This window comes from Aeromonas sp. ASNIH1 (assembly GCF_002934285.1).
GTDB classification, from domain to species: domain Bacteria; phylum Pseudomonadota; class Gammaproteobacteria; order Enterobacterales; family Aeromonadaceae; genus Aeromonas; species Aeromonas caviae.
Genome location: NZ_CP026228.1, coordinates 4205968 through 4221381, shown reverse-complemented (window position 1 = coordinate 4221381; position 15414 = coordinate 4205968). Strand labels below are relative to the sequence as shown.

Genomic DNA, 15414 nt, shown 5'->3' with positions numbered 1-15414 from the left:
GTGTAAAAAAACAAGGCAGCCCATGGGCTGCCTTGTTTGCATCCGGCGTCTGCTAGCGGCCGAGGCGGGCGAGCAGCCAGGCCTCCAGCAAGGCCACTCCGGGGGCCAGCACGGCTTCGTCGAAGTCGAACTCCGGATGATGGTGGGGGGCCGCGAGGTTGGCTCCCAGGATGAGATAGGCGGCTTCGCCGCCGTGCTGCTGTACCCGCTCGATGAGGAAACCGGCATCCTCGCTGGCCCCGAAGCGGCGGGTGTGGATGGTATCAAGGGAGATCCCCTCTGCGAGAGGCACGATTTCCTCGATGAGGGCTGGGCTGTTCTCGATGCCGATCGCTTCCCCCTGTTTGCGGATGTGGTAGGTCGCGCCCTGCATCAGGGCCGCCCCCTCCACAATCTGCTGCACCTGATTGAACATGTAGTCGTTGAGGGCCGGCGTCGCGCCACGGGTCTCCCCCATCAGGCGGGCATGGCCCGGGATGACGTTGCGTCCACTGCCGCCGTTGAGCTGCCCCACGTTGATGCGGGTCATGCCGTCCCGATGGCGGGGAATGCCGAGCATGGCGGTGGTGGCCATGCAGGCCGCCGCCAGGGCATTGTGGCCCGCGTTGGGCTCGAGCCCCGCATGGGCGGCTTGCCCCATGAACTCCACGTCGAATTTGGTTGAACAGAGAAACTCGGTGGGGTTGACCACCAGCTCACCACTGCTCGCGTGAATGCCGATGTGCAGTGCCAGCAGGGCGTCCACGTCGTCGAGCTGCCCCCCTGCCGCCAGCGCCTTGCCGCCTCGGCAGCCCTCTTCAGCCGGCTGGAAGAAGAGCTTGATGCGGCCAGTGAGGCGATCGGCGAGGGCCGCGATCCGCTCGGCCAGCACCAGCCCGATGGCGGTGTGGCCATCGTGGGCACAGGCGTGCATCCAGCCCGGGTTGGCGGAGTGCCAGCCTCCCTGGCCGGGCAGGTGTGACGCCTCCTGGCTCTCTTCGACCTCCACCGCATCGATATCGAAGCGAAACGCCAGGGTGGGGCCGGGGCGCCCGCTCTCCCAGAGTCCCATCACGCCGGTGAGTGCGTCGATCCGCGTCAGCCACTCCGGATGCGCCCCCTGGTGCAGGGCACGGGCCTTCTGGGCCTCGACGTCTATTTCCCGTCCCATGATGAGGGTGCTGGCGAGCAGTTGATCCCCCAGCATGATGGAGAAACCGAGTTCACTGAGGTGTTGGGCGATGAGGGTGGTGGTGCGAAATTCACACCAGGCGGCTTCGGGGTGACGATGAAGGTCGCGGCGCCAGTGGCGCAAGGCATCCTGAGTCATGGTGGTTCCTGCGTGGCAAATCCAGCGGCCATTGTGACGGGCAGGGGGACAAGAGTAAATCCCGCAGGGGGAGATGCGACAAGGGGAGCCCGGGCTCCCCTTGAAAGATGGCATGGATGTCGACGAGGTCGTTTTGTGTGCGCAGATCGCACTCAATGATGGCTTGGCATCATCCTTTGCCAGAGCGCGTCAAAAACCCATGTTGCAGTCTGTTTTTTGAACCACCCCTCTGGTGCAGAGGTGGCAGAAGGCTGATTGACCGACTTAGAGCTGTGCCAGCGACGGCATGGAGACGGCAACCAGAGTGAAAAACACGGTGAAAACGGCGGTAACTACGAACTCTTTCATGATTTTATCTCCCTTGGTTGGCTCATGATGGAACCAAGATACCACAACAGAACGATAAAACAACGAAAAATGTAATTATGAGGCAAAAATGGTTTGGTGGTGAAATATGGTCGCATTTTCCCAAGTTTAAGGGCGTTTTTTGTCCTGAGAAGGGTTTTATGGTGATGCTAGTGAAAGTGGAGGCATATAAAGTCTTTAAATTCATTGAGTTATGTTGTTTTTATGACTCTCTTCTTGATGGTTTCGATTGGGGTCTTTGTGGTGATTTCCATTTTTCGGCAGCAAAATGGCCTGCGGGATGTGCCAATTGATGTCGTCATAGGGAAGTTGGTGGCCGATAGCCAGGTTTTGTCATCCCATGTCATGTTTTCTCACGACTTGTGCCCTAACCTCAGTCTGCAAGGCTGTTGCCAGCCAGGGTTATCCGATGAAGTCTCAATTTTCTGCTCATCCCAAACAGGATGGGAGCAAAAAGAGTACGAAAAAACGACAAAAGGGCCGTCAAAGGAGCATGGAAGGAAAGGGGGGAAGGCGGGAAAATGGGGGGGCGATCTTCATGGGGCCTTGGGTGGCCGGAAGCCCCGTTTTTCGCTGTTTTCTTGGGGGGACGAGCCACTGGGCCCGCGCGCAGGGGAAGCGGGAGAGATCGTCGGCCCACCCGGGTGGCTATATGGCGCCAGTGTGATGGGATGAAGGGCAGGGGAGGCCTGGCGCAGGGCCGTGGCTCTGCGGTACCAAGGCCTTTATCCAGACCCGTCGCGAACAAGGTGAGCAAGCAGAAAAGCGGGGGAAAGAAGTAAAGGAGAAGGTCGTGGGGTCAGAGGCTCAGGGCCGCCGGGCAAGGGGTAAGAGATGGCGACAGTGGCCAGTGGATAGTCGGGCCCCCGCAGGGGGAGGAGGGGGTGAGGAGCCCGCATAAAAAATGTATGGTCTGCTCCTTATCTGCAAGCTTGAACTGATTTCCAGAAGTCGTTTGCGTCAATGTATCCGGCCTATCTGTGAGCCGTTTTCCGGCTCTGGCCTTGATGGGATCCGCACGTCGTCGTCCTAATAAAGCTACCAGTCATGAGAGACTGCTTTTTTAGCCAGGCTGCAACGTCGTGGGGTGAACGCTTCTGTCATCTGTTTTTGGCTCGCAAAACCGGGTATGAGTTATATCTGTTAAACGGCTGCGCTTGCGTTGGGATAGGGTTGGTAATCCCTGCCGGATGTCAGTACTTTCCAGCAAATTCGCATTATCTTGTTGGCCAAGGCGATAAGGACCACATGATGGTGATGGCCGGCCTCCAGCCTAGCGACCCATTCGCCTAACGATGATTTGTCACGCTTCATGTGAATTTTTAGCGCTTTGGCGCCCTGAATAACCATTTGCCTTAAATAGCTATTGCCACGCTTACTGATCCCGCCGAGCGAAGATTTGCCACCCGTTGAATATTGCCTGGGGACCAACCCCAACCAGGCTGACAGGTCGCGGGCTTTCTTGAATTGTGAGCCATTGCCAATCGCGGCAATCAACGCGGTTGAGACAATCGGTCCAATGCCGGGGACGGTACTGATTTTTTGGCACAAACCTGATGCGCTTGAGGCTTGTCCGAGCATGAGGCTCATGTCATCAATCTGAATATCCAGCTGTTGCCACCGTTCTCTCAGGCGTAATACCAGGGCGCGGATAAAGTCAGGCAAGCCATTCTCGGCATCTTCAAGGATCGTCGGCAGAGAGCGCTCGAAGACTTTTCTGCCGACTGGCACGGTGAGCCCATATTCCAGCAGCAACGCTCGCATCTGATTGACAGTGGCGGTACGTTCGACGATGAAACGCTGACGGACGCGATGAGTCGCCTGCAATGCCAGTTGCTCATGAGATTTCAACGGGACACAGCGCATAGTGCCTCTGCTACCAGCCTCGGCAATGGCGGTAGCATCGTTGAAGTCATTCTTGTTTGATTTGAGGTAGGGCTTCACAAATTGGGCAGGGATAATCTTGGGTTCGAACCCCGCCTGTTGAAACAGGCGCCCCCAGTATTGCGAACCAGGACATGCCTCGAAGGCGACCCGACAGGGTGGGGTCGTGCTAATGAACTGTTTCAGTTGTGAGCGAGTGAGCTTTTGCTTGGCCAATACATGCCCCATGCGATCCATCGCCACCAGGTGAAACCAATTTTTGCCTAAATCGATCCCGTAAATGTAAATCTGCGCTTGAGTCATGATGAGCCTCCTTGATGTTGGCTACAGCATAGCGGGGTGGATGGAGCAGACCATCCCATTAGGCTATGTCCCAATTACGTGTTGCATCGGGTGCCCTAGCGCCTCATGCAAACACATCTTGGTATTTACCTCCCTGCCGTAACGTTCCAGCATCCTGCGCCAGCCCAGATAATTCCTCAGGTAGTGGGTTGCGACTCCATGGAATCGTTCCATCCACTCCTTCAACCGCCGGTGATATCCGTTCACATGCTGGATGTGGTATGCCCCAATGACTCGCTCACCTCGACGGTTGTACACCACCTGATGTGTTATGCCCCGCGCTTGGCTGAAACTGGCATACACCCCTGCACCATCACTGCAGAGCACTGCATCGGGCGCGATGAGTGGCTGCAACACCGCTTTCACCGTCTGCGCATCCAGCCTTTCCAGCTGAAAGTCGGCTTGATGGCCCGCCCTGTCCTGCACCACCATCACCGGGATGTAATCCCGCCCGGTCCCCCGGGTACGCCCTTTCCCGCCACGATGTCTTGCCGGACGAGGCAACCCTCGCTGCCCCTTGAACGATTCGAGGAAGAAGGTTTCATCCACTTCCACAATGCCTTCTTCCCGTGTTGCCTGGTGGTTTGCCATCGCCTTCAGGAAGCGGTGACGCCACAAGAAGGCGGTGTTCTTGCAAACACCGCAGCGGACGGCGGCCTGGCGGACAGTGAGCCCGTCGATGAGAGCCTGGGCGTAGTCCTCCCAATGCTCAGCCTTACGTAATCTGGCCAAAGGCGTCTTGGTGAGGAGGGAGCTGGTTCGCCGACACTGCTTACAACGGTAACGACGCAGCCCACGGCTCCAGCCCCAGGGGGCCAGCTGGGTGGCATCCGCCTGGCAGTGGGGACAGCCGCAGCATGTGGGTAACTGGGCATGGAGGGACGTAATCGGGTGTGGAGCGGCTAGCTCATGCTGAGCGACACGGCGCTGACGCAGAGTAAGTAATGGAAAGAGGGACAACAGGTGTTGGAAGGCTGGCGTATCCATGATGAAGGTCCTCGCGGTGATGACCTACTTCCAGATTAGCCTTCCAACACATAATTGGGACAGCGCCATAAAAAAACCCTCCAGAGGAGGGTTTTTTGTCAGACAACAGCCCTTAGAACAGGGTGGTGGAGAGATCGTACAGCTCCTGGTTGAACGGGCGCTTCAGGTTCTCGATGCAGTCGATGATGTCGTGGTGCACCATCTCGTTGCCCTGAATGCCGACGCAGCGGCCACCCTGGCCCGCCAGCAGTTGCTCGACGGCGAAGGCACCCATGCGGCTGGACATGATACGGTCACGGGCAGTGGGAGAACCGCCACGCTGGATGTGACCCAGGATGGTGGCGCGGGTTTCGCGGCCGGTCATGGCCTCGATGTCTTTTGCCAGGGCGTTGACGTCGGTGACGTGCTCGCAGATGGTGATGATGGCGTGCTTCTTGCCCTTGGCTTCCCCTTCCTTGATCTGTTGCAGCAGCTTCTCCTTGTCGAAGGCCACTTCCGGCACGATCACGTATTCGGCACCACCGGCAACGGCGGCAGACATGGCCAGATCGCCGCAGTGGCGGCCCATGATCTCGACCACGGAGATGCGGTGGTGGGAGCTGCAGGTGTCGCGCAGGCGGTCAATGGCGTCCACGACCACGTTCAGGGCGGTGTCAAAGCCGATGGTGAAGTCGGTACCGGCGATGTCGTTGTCGATGGTGCCCGGCAGGCCGATACAGGGGAAGCCCTCTTCGGTCAGCTTCTTGGCACCCATGTAGGAGCCGTCACCGCCGATGACCACCAGGGCGTCGATGCCGTGTTTCTTCAGGTTTTCGACCGCTTCGGCACGGACTTTCGGATCCTTGAAGGCGGGGAAACGGGCGGAGCCCAGGAAAGTACCGCCACGGTTCACGACGTCGGAGACGCTGTGACGCTCGAGCTTGACGATACGGTCCTGGTGCAGACCGAGGTAGCCATCATAGATGCCGTAAACTTCCAGGCCATGATGCAGACCGGCGCGCACCACGGCGCGGATGGCTGCGTTCATACCCGGTGCGTCACCACCACTGGTCAAAACACCAATACGTTTGATTTGTTTGGTCATGAGTGCCTCTGGATCTGAGTTGTCGAAAATCAAGATTCTGAATAATACGGCTGGCCGCTTTTACTATATCGGCTTTCCTATGGCGAGAGGGTCCATAGGAAAGCGATATGCAAAGAGGGGCGGGGCCCCTCTTTGCTTGGCGCTTACTTGGCTGCGCCAGCGATGATCTGGGAGAAGTCGTCCACTTTCAGGGACGCGCCACCCACCAGGCCACCGTCGATGTCCGGCTGGCCGAACAGGTCGGCAGCGGTGGCGCCAGTCACGGAGCCGCCGTACAGGATCTGTACCTTGGCAGCCACGGCTGCATCAAAACCGGCCAGGTATTGACGGATGTGAGCATGCACGGATTGTGCGATCTCCGGGGTGGCGGTCTTGCCGGTGCCGATGGCCCATACCGGCTCGTAAGCGATGACGGCGTTCTCGAAGGAGGTGATGCCGCAGCGATCGATCACGGCCTTGAGCTGGGTCTCGACCACCTGGTTGGTGGTACCGGCTTCGAACTGGGCCAGGGTTTCACCGATGCACAGCACGGGGATCAGGCCGCCCTTCTGGATGGCTTCGTACTTGGCAGCCACCACGTCGTCGGTCTCTGCGTGCAGGGTACGACGCTCGCTGTGGCCGACCAGGGAGTAGGTGCAGCCGAAGGCTTTGAGCATGGAGGGGGCGTTTTCGCCGGTGAAGGCGCCGGACTCGTGAACGTCGGCGTTCTGGGCACCGTAGGCGATCTTGCTGCCAGCGGTCAGCTGTTCAACCAGACCCAAAAAGATAACCGGCGGGCAGACGGCCACTTGCACGGAAGGATGAGCGGCAGCGGCCGGGGTCAGTCCTTTGATCAGGGCTTCTACAGAAGCCTTGGTGCCGTTCAGTTTCCAGTTACCCATTACCAGGTGCTGTCTCATCTTCTATATCTCCTAGGCATTTGATTGCGCAACATTATATGAATTGAACCGAGCCCAAGATAGCTGACCCGGCGGCAAATGACGTAATTTTTTTTCGCTTTCCTGATCCAAATCAGGAATGCAAGGCGCGATTGCTCACTCGGTGACCTGCCCACGCAAACGGGCCCACCATACCCCAATCCACTCATGAATGGCAGCCTCGGAATACATCAGATAACGCCCCTTGGGGAGGTAGCTGTAGAGGGGTTGCGGCTCCTGACTCTGCTTGGCGGTGTAATCGGTGGGAGCCGGCACCGCATCGAGTCCCTGACTGCGATAGAGAGCCATGGCCCGGGGCAGGTGGGTGGCCGAACTCACCAGCGCCACCCGTTTGCCGTTGAGGTGGGCGGCGATGCTGACCGCCTCGTCATGGGTGTCTTTGTTGTTTTCAAACAACGTCATGCGCGCGCGCGGGATGCCAAGGCTGGCCGCCATGCGGGCGTTGACCTCGGCGTTCGACAGGGGATCCCCGGCCACGGCGCCGGAGAAAACCAGCTCGGCCTCTGGATAGGCCAGAGCCAGGCGAACCCCTTCCAGGGTGCGCGCCAGGGAGATGTTGTTTTGCCAGGCGCGCTCTGGGATGGCCGGATCGCTCACATGACCGTTGCCCAGCACGACGATGGCCTGGATGTCAGGATGCTGGCTCACCTCGAAGGGGGGATAGGTCTGCTCCAGGCTGCGGGCCAGTTCGTAGCTCACCGGCCGCGTCCCCATCAGGGCGATGATCCCCAAGGAGAGGGTCGCCAGCAGCCTGCCGCTTTTTTGAAAGCGGGTGAACCAGAGCAGCACGAGCGCCAGCACCAACAAGGAGAGAGAGAAGGGGAGCGGCATCAGCAGATGGCCCAGCCATTTCTTGATGACAAAGAAGTTGAGCTCGAACACGACAGACACGTCCTTGAGTTTTCAGCAAATTCGGGATGTGACAGAATACCCCTCTTTTTTCCTGTGGCCCAATCCTGTGTGGTTCCTCCTGCGGCCCTCATGGCGGGGCGGTCGAAGATGAGTGTGTCTTGAAGCAAGATCAGAGTTTTGACGGGCGCGCGGACAAGTTCGCTCGCAACATTTACGACTCCACCAAGGGGCGCATTCGCACCACCATTGTCTGGAGTGACATCGAAGCCTGCCTGGCGCGCCTGGGCAGCCGGCCGCTGCGCATCCTGGATGCCGGCGGCGGCTTTGGCTACTTCGCCCAGAAACTGGCGGCCATGGGCCATCAGGTGGAGCTGTGCGATTTGTCGGCAGAAATGCTGGATCTGGCCCGGGAGCAGATCGCCCAGAAGGGCTTGGAAGACAGAATTCGTCTCATCCATTGCCCCATTCAGGATCTCAAGCACCAGGTGACCGGCACCTTCGATCTGGTGCTCTGTCACGCGGTACTGGAGTGGCTCGCCGAGCCGCGCCAGACCTTGCTGGGTCTGTTCCCTTTCGTCAAGGCAGGGGGCATACTGTCGCTGCTTTTTTACAATCGTCACGGCCTCCTGTTCCAGAGCCTGGTGGTGGGCAATTTTGACTATGTGCGCCTGGGCCTTCGCAAGAAACGCCAGACCGCCCTGACACCCACCAATCCCCAGTTGCCGGAGCAGGTCTATGACTGGATAGGCCGGGGGGGATTGCGGATCATCGGCAAGACCGGGGTGCGTGTCATCCACGACTACATGCGCCACAAGCAGGATCAGGTCGAGAAGTTCGAGGACCTGCTGGCCATGGAGCAGCAATATTGCCGCCAGGAGCCCTTTGTTTCCCTGGGGCGCTACATCCATGTGATGGCCCAGAAACCGGCCGGTTGAGCCCCACCGGCGTGAATACGATGCGGGATCCAGCCGCCGGGGCGCCACCGACCCCGGCCTATATCACCACGGCAGGCAAAGACCTGCCGACTATAACAACGAGATGATAACGTCATGATGAGTACATCCCGTACCCTGCCAGAGACGGTGGGATGGGTCAGACAGGAGGGGTTGGCGCTGAACCTCCCCACCGACAGGCTGGCCTTTCTGATAGCGATCAAGACGCTCTCCGAGGACGAGTCTGATCTCTCGGAGGCCGCGCTGCACGATGCCTTTGGCTATGTCAGCAGTGCCTTCGGCCAGATGGACGAGACCCTCACCGGTCGCGCCAACAACGCCATCAACGATCTCATTCGTCAGCAACTGCTGTCGCGTTTCACCACCGACATGGTGGCGGGGGAGAGCCTCTACCGCCTGTCGCGCCTTGGCATGAGCATCGTCGATTTCTTCATGGATCAGCGCCAGGTGGACTCCATCAAGCTCTCCATCCTGCTCGAGCACCTGGCGGCCGAGCTCGACACCGCCCGCAAGGCGGCGCTCGAGACCAACACCCGGGAGCAGTGGGACGCCGAGGTGCTGCCGCGTCTCTCCTTCTCCCTGGAAGAGACGCTCGGGCGCATCGATCTCACCCAGCGCGCCATGGACGAGCAGCAAAACCAGGTCAAGAGCGAGATCGCGGCCCTGCTGACCCAGAACTGGGTCGATGCCATCCACAGCTGCGAGAAGCTCCTGCACGAGACCGGCCAGACCCTGCGCGAGTTGCAGGACACCCTGGACGCCGCCGGCCACCGCCTGCAGGCGGGGCTGCTCAACATTCAGGAAGCGGCCCAGGGGCGCGATGATCTGTTCCACGTCGAGGAGCTGACCCACGCCCTGCAGGGGCGTCTGGATGTCATCACCGCCTGGGGCCAGCAGTGCATCGAGCTCTGGTCCCGTTATGACAGGCACGTCCACAAGTTCATCCGCAACGCCATCGACATGGACAAGAACCGCGCCTTCAGCCAGCGGCTGCGGGAATCCATCCGCAACTTCGAGCAGCACAGCTGGTTGTTGCGGGTGGCCGAAGAGCCCCGTTTGCTGGAGCTGCGGGATGAAACCATCGCCATCCACGACGAGGAGGTGACCGGCGAGGTGCCCCTCGAGATGGAGTACGTAGAGATGGTGGACATCAACCAGGAGCTGGCGGAGCGCATCGAGCGCTACCTGGCCCGCTATCCGGAGCAGGGAGATCGGCTGGATCTTGCCGACGTGCTGCGGGAATACCTGCTGGACTACCCGGCCCATGCCCACTTCGACGTGGCGCGCCTCCTGATCGATCAGGCCGTGCGTCTCGGCCATGCCAGCGGTGAGCGCGAGCACCACCGCCAACCCGCATGGAAACCCATCAACCAAGCTGGATCCAAGGTTCAGGCCTATGTCATCGATCAATACTGAATTCCCCTTGCCCCTGCGCCTCGCAGAGGCCATCGCCAACCCCTTGTTTCCGCGCATCGACACCGCCCTGCGCTCCGGTCGCCACATCAGTGCCGACGAATTCGAGCAGCACTCTGCCCTGGTGGAGTACCACCAGGAGCTGGAGATCTTCTACGGCCGCTATCAGGTGGAACTCATCAAGGCGCCGGAAGGCTTCTTCTACCTGCGTCCGCGCCCGAGCGCCGACATCGGTACAACAGTGTTATCTGAGCTCGATATGCTGGTGGGCAAGGTGCTCTGCTACCTGTTCCTGAGCCCGGACAGGCTCGCCTCTGAAGGGGTGTTCGCCATGGGAGAGCTGCAAGAAGAGGTGCTGAGTCTGGCGGACGAGAAGCAACTGCTGCGCATGGTCAACAGCCGCTCCGGCGGCACGGATCTGGACAAGAAGAAGCTCCTCGAGAAAATCCGCACCTCCATGCGTCGCCTCAAGCGCCTCGGGATGATCACCCCCCTTGGCAACAGCGACAAATTCCGGGTCAACGAGTCCGTGTTCCGCTTCGCCGCCGATGTGCGCTCCGACGAGGATCCCCGCGCGGTGCAACTGCGGATGATCCAGGAAGGGGAGGCCATTTTCCACGACGACGAGATGCCGAGCAGCGATTCCCTGTTCGAGGATATCGAAGAGGATCTGGACGAAGAGCAGCTGGAGCTGGAGGTGGAAGATGATCTGCAACGTTAATGTGCCGGCACTGATGGTGTCTGCCGGTTTGATGGAGAGTGTGGCGTGAGAGGCAAATTCAAATCCCTGACCATGGTCAACTGGAACGGCTTCTTTGCCCGCACCTTCGATCTCGACCAGCTGGTCACGACCCTGTCCGGCGGTAACGGCGCGGGCAAGTCCACCACCATGGCGGCCTTTATCGCGGCCCTCATTCCCGACCAGTCACTGCTCCATTTCCGTAACACCACGGAGGCGGGCTCCTCCAGCGCGTCCCGCGACAAGGGGCTCTACGGCAAGCTGCAGCGTGGCCACTGCTATTCGCTGCTGGAAGTGATGAACAGCCGCGAGCAGCGGATCTGGGTCGGTGTGCACCTCGAACAGGTGGCCAACCGTGACAACAAGGTCAACATCACTCCGTTCGCCCTGGTGGATGTGCCCGAACACCTGGCGCCCACGGATCTGCTGCTGGAGAAGCTCGACGACGGCAAGGGTCGGGTACGTGCCTTCGCTGATCTGAAGGGGGCGGCAGCGGAGCTCGGCGCCATCAAGGTCGCCAAGTTCAATACGGTGACCGATTATCACAACTTCATGTTCGAGTTCGGCATCACCCCGAAGAAACTGCGGGATCAAAAGGATCGCGGCAAGTTCTATCGCCTGATCGAAGCTTCCCTCTACGGCGGTATCTCGTCTTCCATCAGCCGCTCCTTGCGTGAATACCTGCTGCCGGAGAACTCCGGGGTACGCAAGGCGTTCCAGGACATGGAGGCGGCCATCTACGAGAACCGCCGCACCCTGGAAGCCATCAAGGAGACCCAAGGTCAGCGGGATCTCTTCAAGAACCTGATCACCGAGACCACCCACTATGTGGCCGCGGAGTATGTGCGGGGCGCCGCCGAGAAGAGCCGTCTCTCCGAGCTGGCCCTCAAGGCACGCTCTGAGCTCGCCGGCAAACGCCGTCTGCTGGCCGAGGAGAAGCAGCGCGCCATCTATCTGGCGGACGAGGTGGATCAGCTCACCAACCGCGAGAAGCTCCTGACCGACGAGCTGGAGTCCGCCGCCGAGCACCTGGCCAAGGTGATGGCGGCCGTGGCCCTGCAAAAGAAGATTGCCCTCTATCGCGCCGATCTGGCGGAGCTCAACGACAAGCTCGAGCAGCAGCAGGCGGTGGTGGAAGAGATCCACGGCCAGTTGCTGGAAGTGGAGGAGCGCAAGGAGCTGGCCCAGGCAGAGGTGGACAGCCTCAAGACCCAGCTGGCCGACTACCAGCAGGCGCTCGATATCCAGCAGACCCGCGCCATCCAGTACCGTCAGGCGGTGCAGGCCCTGGAAAACGCCCGCGAGCAGTGCGAACTGCCGGGGCTCGAGCCTGCGCAGGCGAGCGACACCCTGCACCAGTTCCGCGCAGCCGAGCAGAGCCTCACCAGCCGGGTGCTGGGGGCCGAGCAGCAGCTGGCGCTGGCCAAGGCGGCGGTGGCCGAACACGAAGCGGCGCTGACGCTGCTGCTCAGCATCGCACCCGAGACAGTGCGCGAGGCTGCCTGGCCCACCGCGCAGGCGCTGCTCAAGCGCCACATCGAAGACAAGGCCCGCATTGCCCAGGGGCAGGGTCTGCGCGCCGCGCTGGCTCGCCTCGAGAAAGAGAGCGAAAGCCAGAAGACGCTCTTGCGGCTGCGAGACGAGCTGGCCCAGGCGTCTGGTCAGCACATTGCTAGCCAGGACGAGCTGGAGATCTTCCTCGAAGCCCAGCGCACCCGCCAGGAGGAGCTCTCCGAGCAGCAGGCAGAGGCCAATCAGCGCCGCGCCAGCCTCGAGCATCAGGGTACTCAGCTGGGTCGCGATATCGCGGAGCTGACCAAGCTGGCCCCGCGCTGGCTCAAATCCTTTGAAAAACTCGAGCAACTGCGCGAGCAGAGTGGCTTGGCCTTGGCCACCGCCGAAGAACTCTCTTCCGGCATGCAGAGCGTGCTCGACAAGGAGCGGGAGTTCGAGCAGGAGAGCAACCGCATTCAGGGCCAGAAACAGGCGCTGGAGATGCAAATTCGCAACCTGCAGCTGGGTGCCGGCGAGGCGGATCCGCGTCTTGCCCGCATCGCCGAGCAGGTGGGGGGCGTGCTGCTCTCGGACGTCTATGACGACATCTCCATCGATGATGCCCCTTACTACTCCGCGCTCTACGGCCCGGCTCGCAGCGCCCTGGTGGTGCTCGACCTCGAAGGCGCCATCGAGCGGCTGAAAAAGCTGGAAGATTGCCCGGAAGATATCTACCTCATCCAGGGCAACCCCGACTCCTTTGACGAGGATCTGGTGGAAGCTGATGAGCTGGGGGACGCCGTGCTGGTGCGCACCAGCAAACGTCAGGTGCGCTTCTCCCGCTACCCCGAGCTGCCGCTGTTTGGCCGCGCCGCCCGGGAAAAACGGATCGAGCAGCTCGATCTTGAGCGGGAAAACCTCATCGAGGGCTACGCCAAGGCCGCCTTCGAGCAGCAGAAGTACCACCGTCTCTACGGCCACTTCCGCGACTTTATCGGCCAGCATCTGGATATCGCCTTCCGCCCGGACCCCGAAGCCGAGGTGCAGGCCAAGCAGCACGAGCAGCGCAAGCTGCAAGAAACCATCGCCGAGTGCGACAAGCAGCTGAGTGATGCCAAAGCCGCCGCCGCCCAGCTGACCCGCCATATCCAGCTGGTGCAGGGGATGCTGCCCTTTGCCCACCTGTTTGCCGAGGCAGACCTGGCGGCCCGCCTCGAGGCGGCTCACGCCGATGTGGAGGCCCTTAAAACAGCCGAAGCCTTTATCGCCAGGCACGGCAAGGCGCTGGAAAAACTGGAAACCATGGTGCAGGTGCTGCGCCAGGATCCCCAGGATCTGGCGGCCCTGCAGGCGGCCTTTGACGAGGTGAGCGACCTGCTGGCCGAGCAGAAGCGCCGTTGCTACGCCCTCGATCAGCTGGTGGCCCGTTTGCCGCACTTTGCCTATCAGGATGCGCAAGATCTGCTGGGCAAGGCCTCCGAGATGAGCGAGCGACTCAAAGAGAAGCTCAAGGCGGCAGAGCTTGCCGCCCGCACCGCCGGTGAGCAGCACAAGCAGATCACCCAGCGCCACACCGAGGCGCTGCAACTGCGCACGGCGCTCGATTCCAGCGCCTCGGCCAAGGGGCAGACCCTGGCGGAGTTCGAGCAGGAGCTGGCGGCCATGGGGCTGACCCTGTCGGATGACATGGAAGAGAAGGCCCGTGCCCACAAGAAAGAGATTGAAGAGCTGCTTATCCGCACCCGGACCCGCCGCACCAGCGCCGAGGCCCAGTTGCAGGTGTGCAAGCGCGAAATCGAGTCCCTTGGCGGTCGTCTCAAGCTCGAAGGCAAGGATTACTACAGCGCCCGCAAATCCCTGGTGGGTCACAAGGCGAGCTGGTCGCGGGTGGTGCGTCTGGCACGGGAGACCGACGTCGAGAAGCGTCTGAACAAGCGCGAGCTGGCGTACCTCGACAGCGACGAGCTGCGCTCCATGTCGGACAAGGCCCTCGGCGCCCTGCGGGTGGCGGTGGCCCACGACGAGGCCCTGCGCGATGCGCTGCGTCTGTCGGAAGGCAACCGCAGCACCGAGCAGAAGGTCGCCTTCTATGTGCAGGTCTACCGTTACCTGAAAGATCGCATCCGCAACGACATCATCCGCTCGGACGATCCGGTGGAAGCCATCGAGGAGATGGAGATCGAGCTGGCGCGCCTCGCCGACGAGCTCAAGCAGCGGGAAACCCATCTGTCCCTCTCCTCCCACGAGGTGGCGGCCAAGATCACCAACATCATCCGCCGGGAGCAGAACCGCATCCGGGTATTGAACCAGGGCCTGCAGAACATCGCCTTCGGTCTGGTGCGCGGGGTGCGTCTCAACGTCAATATCCGCGAGGCCCACACTCGCCTCCTGACCGCACTCGCCGATCAGAGCGCCATGCACAACGATCTTTTCGCCGACAAGGAGCTCAGCTTCTCCGAGGCCATGGCCAAGCTCTTCCAGCGTCTCAACCCGCAGGTGGAGCAGGGGGAGCGCAACTATCAGGTGATGGGGGACGTGCTGCTCGACTATCGCAACTACCTGGAGCTGGAGATCGAGGTGCAGCGCGGTGCTGACGGCTGGCTGCGGGCCGAGAGCGGCGCCCTCTCCACCGGCGAGGCGATCGGCACCGGTCAGGCCATCCTCTTGATGGTGCTCATCAGCTGGGAGGAGGAGTCCCGCCGTCTGCGCGGCAAGGACATCGCTCCCTGCCGCCTGTTGTTCCTGGACGAAGCGGCACGGCTTGATGGCAAATCCATCGCCACCCTGTTCGAGCTGTGCGAGCGGCAGGACATGCAGCTCCTCATCGCGGCGCCGGAGAACATCAGCCCCGAGAAGGGCACCACCTACAAGCTCATCCGCAAGGTGCAGGGCAAGCACGAGCATGTGCATGTAGTGGGGCTGCGCGGCTTTGGCTTCGCCGACGACAAGCTCATCGCCTGACATCTTCCCCTGACAGGGGCTGACGGAGCGATACGCAAAACGGGAGGCTTGGGCCTCCCGTTTTCCATGGGAAATGTGAGAGAGTAGGCCCC

General features: G+C 61.0%; 10 protein-coding genes. 4 read left to right on the top strand and 6 right to left on the bottom strand.

Annotated features, from left to right (window positions below):
• Positions 1–52: 52 nt before the first annotated feature.
• The 6 genes from C2U37_RS20455 to C2U37_RS20425 form a co-directional block, all read right to left on the bottom strand.
• Entirely contained in the window at positions 53–1309 is a 1257-nt protein-coding gene (locus C2U37_RS20455) for an amidohydrolase (protein WP_104452963.1), read from the bottom strand.
• Between the two features lie 1509 nt (positions 1310–2818).
• Complete coding sequence (locus tag C2U37_RS20445) at positions 2819–3862, bottom strand: IS110 family transposase (RefSeq protein WP_103859307.1); 1044 nt, start codon at positions 3860–3862, stop codon at positions 2819–2821.
• A 63-nt stretch (positions 3863–3925) separates the two neighbouring features.
• Positions 3926–4888, bottom strand: coding sequence for an IS1595 family transposase (locus C2U37_RS20440; protein WP_041215707.1), 963 nt, complete (start codon positions 4886–4888; stop codon positions 3926–3928).
• A 112-nt stretch (positions 4889–5000) separates the two neighbouring features.
• Complete coding sequence (gene pfkA, locus C2U37_RS20435; protein ID WP_010674852.1) at positions 5001–5972, bottom strand: 6-phosphofructokinase; 972 nt, start codon at positions 5970–5972, stop codon at positions 5001–5003.
• 143 nt (positions 5973–6115) lie between these two features.
• Complete coding sequence (gene tpiA, locus C2U37_RS20430; protein ID WP_104452961.1) at positions 6116–6871, bottom strand: triose-phosphate isomerase; 756 nt, start codon at positions 6869–6871, stop codon at positions 6116–6118.
• 135 nt (positions 6872–7006) lie between these two features.
• A complete protein-coding gene (locus C2U37_RS20425) occupies positions 7007–7741 on the bottom strand; it encodes an ElyC/SanA/YdcF family protein (RefSeq protein WP_232048262.1) in 735 nt (244 codons plus the stop codon).
• A gap of 179 nt (positions 7742–7920) precedes the next feature.
• Between C2U37_RS20425 and cmoM the strand changes: the two genes are divergently transcribed.
• The 4 genes from cmoM to mukB all read left to right on the top strand — a co-directional run bounded on the left by cmoM (position 7921) and on the right by mukB (position 15322).
• Positions 7921–8697, top strand: coding sequence for a tRNA uridine 5-oxyacetic acid(34) methyltransferase CmoM (gene cmoM / locus C2U37_RS20420; protein ID WP_104452959.1), 777 nt, complete (start codon positions 7921–7923; stop codon positions 8695–8697).
• Between the two features lie 114 nt (positions 8698–8811).
• A complete protein-coding gene (mukF, locus tag C2U37_RS20415) occupies positions 8812–10131 on the top strand; it encodes a chromosome partition protein MukF (protein WP_039040724.1) in 1320 nt (439 codons plus the stop codon).
• Positions 10112–10849 carry a chromosome partition protein MukE gene (gene mukE / locus C2U37_RS20410; protein ID WP_029314572.1) on the top strand — a complete coding sequence of 246 codons (738 nt, stop codon included), beginning with the start codon at positions 10112–10114 and terminating at the stop codon, positions 10847–10849. Before mukF ends, mukE begins: the two co-directional genes overlap by 20 nt.
• A gap of 45 nt (positions 10850–10894) precedes the next feature.
• Positions 10895–15322 (top strand): chromosome partition protein MukB, encoded by a 4428-nt coding sequence (gene mukB, locus C2U37_RS20405; RefSeq protein ID WP_104452958.1) that lies wholly within the window; start codon positions 10895–10897, stop codon positions 15320–15322.
• Positions 15323–15414: the final 92 nt, after the last annotated feature.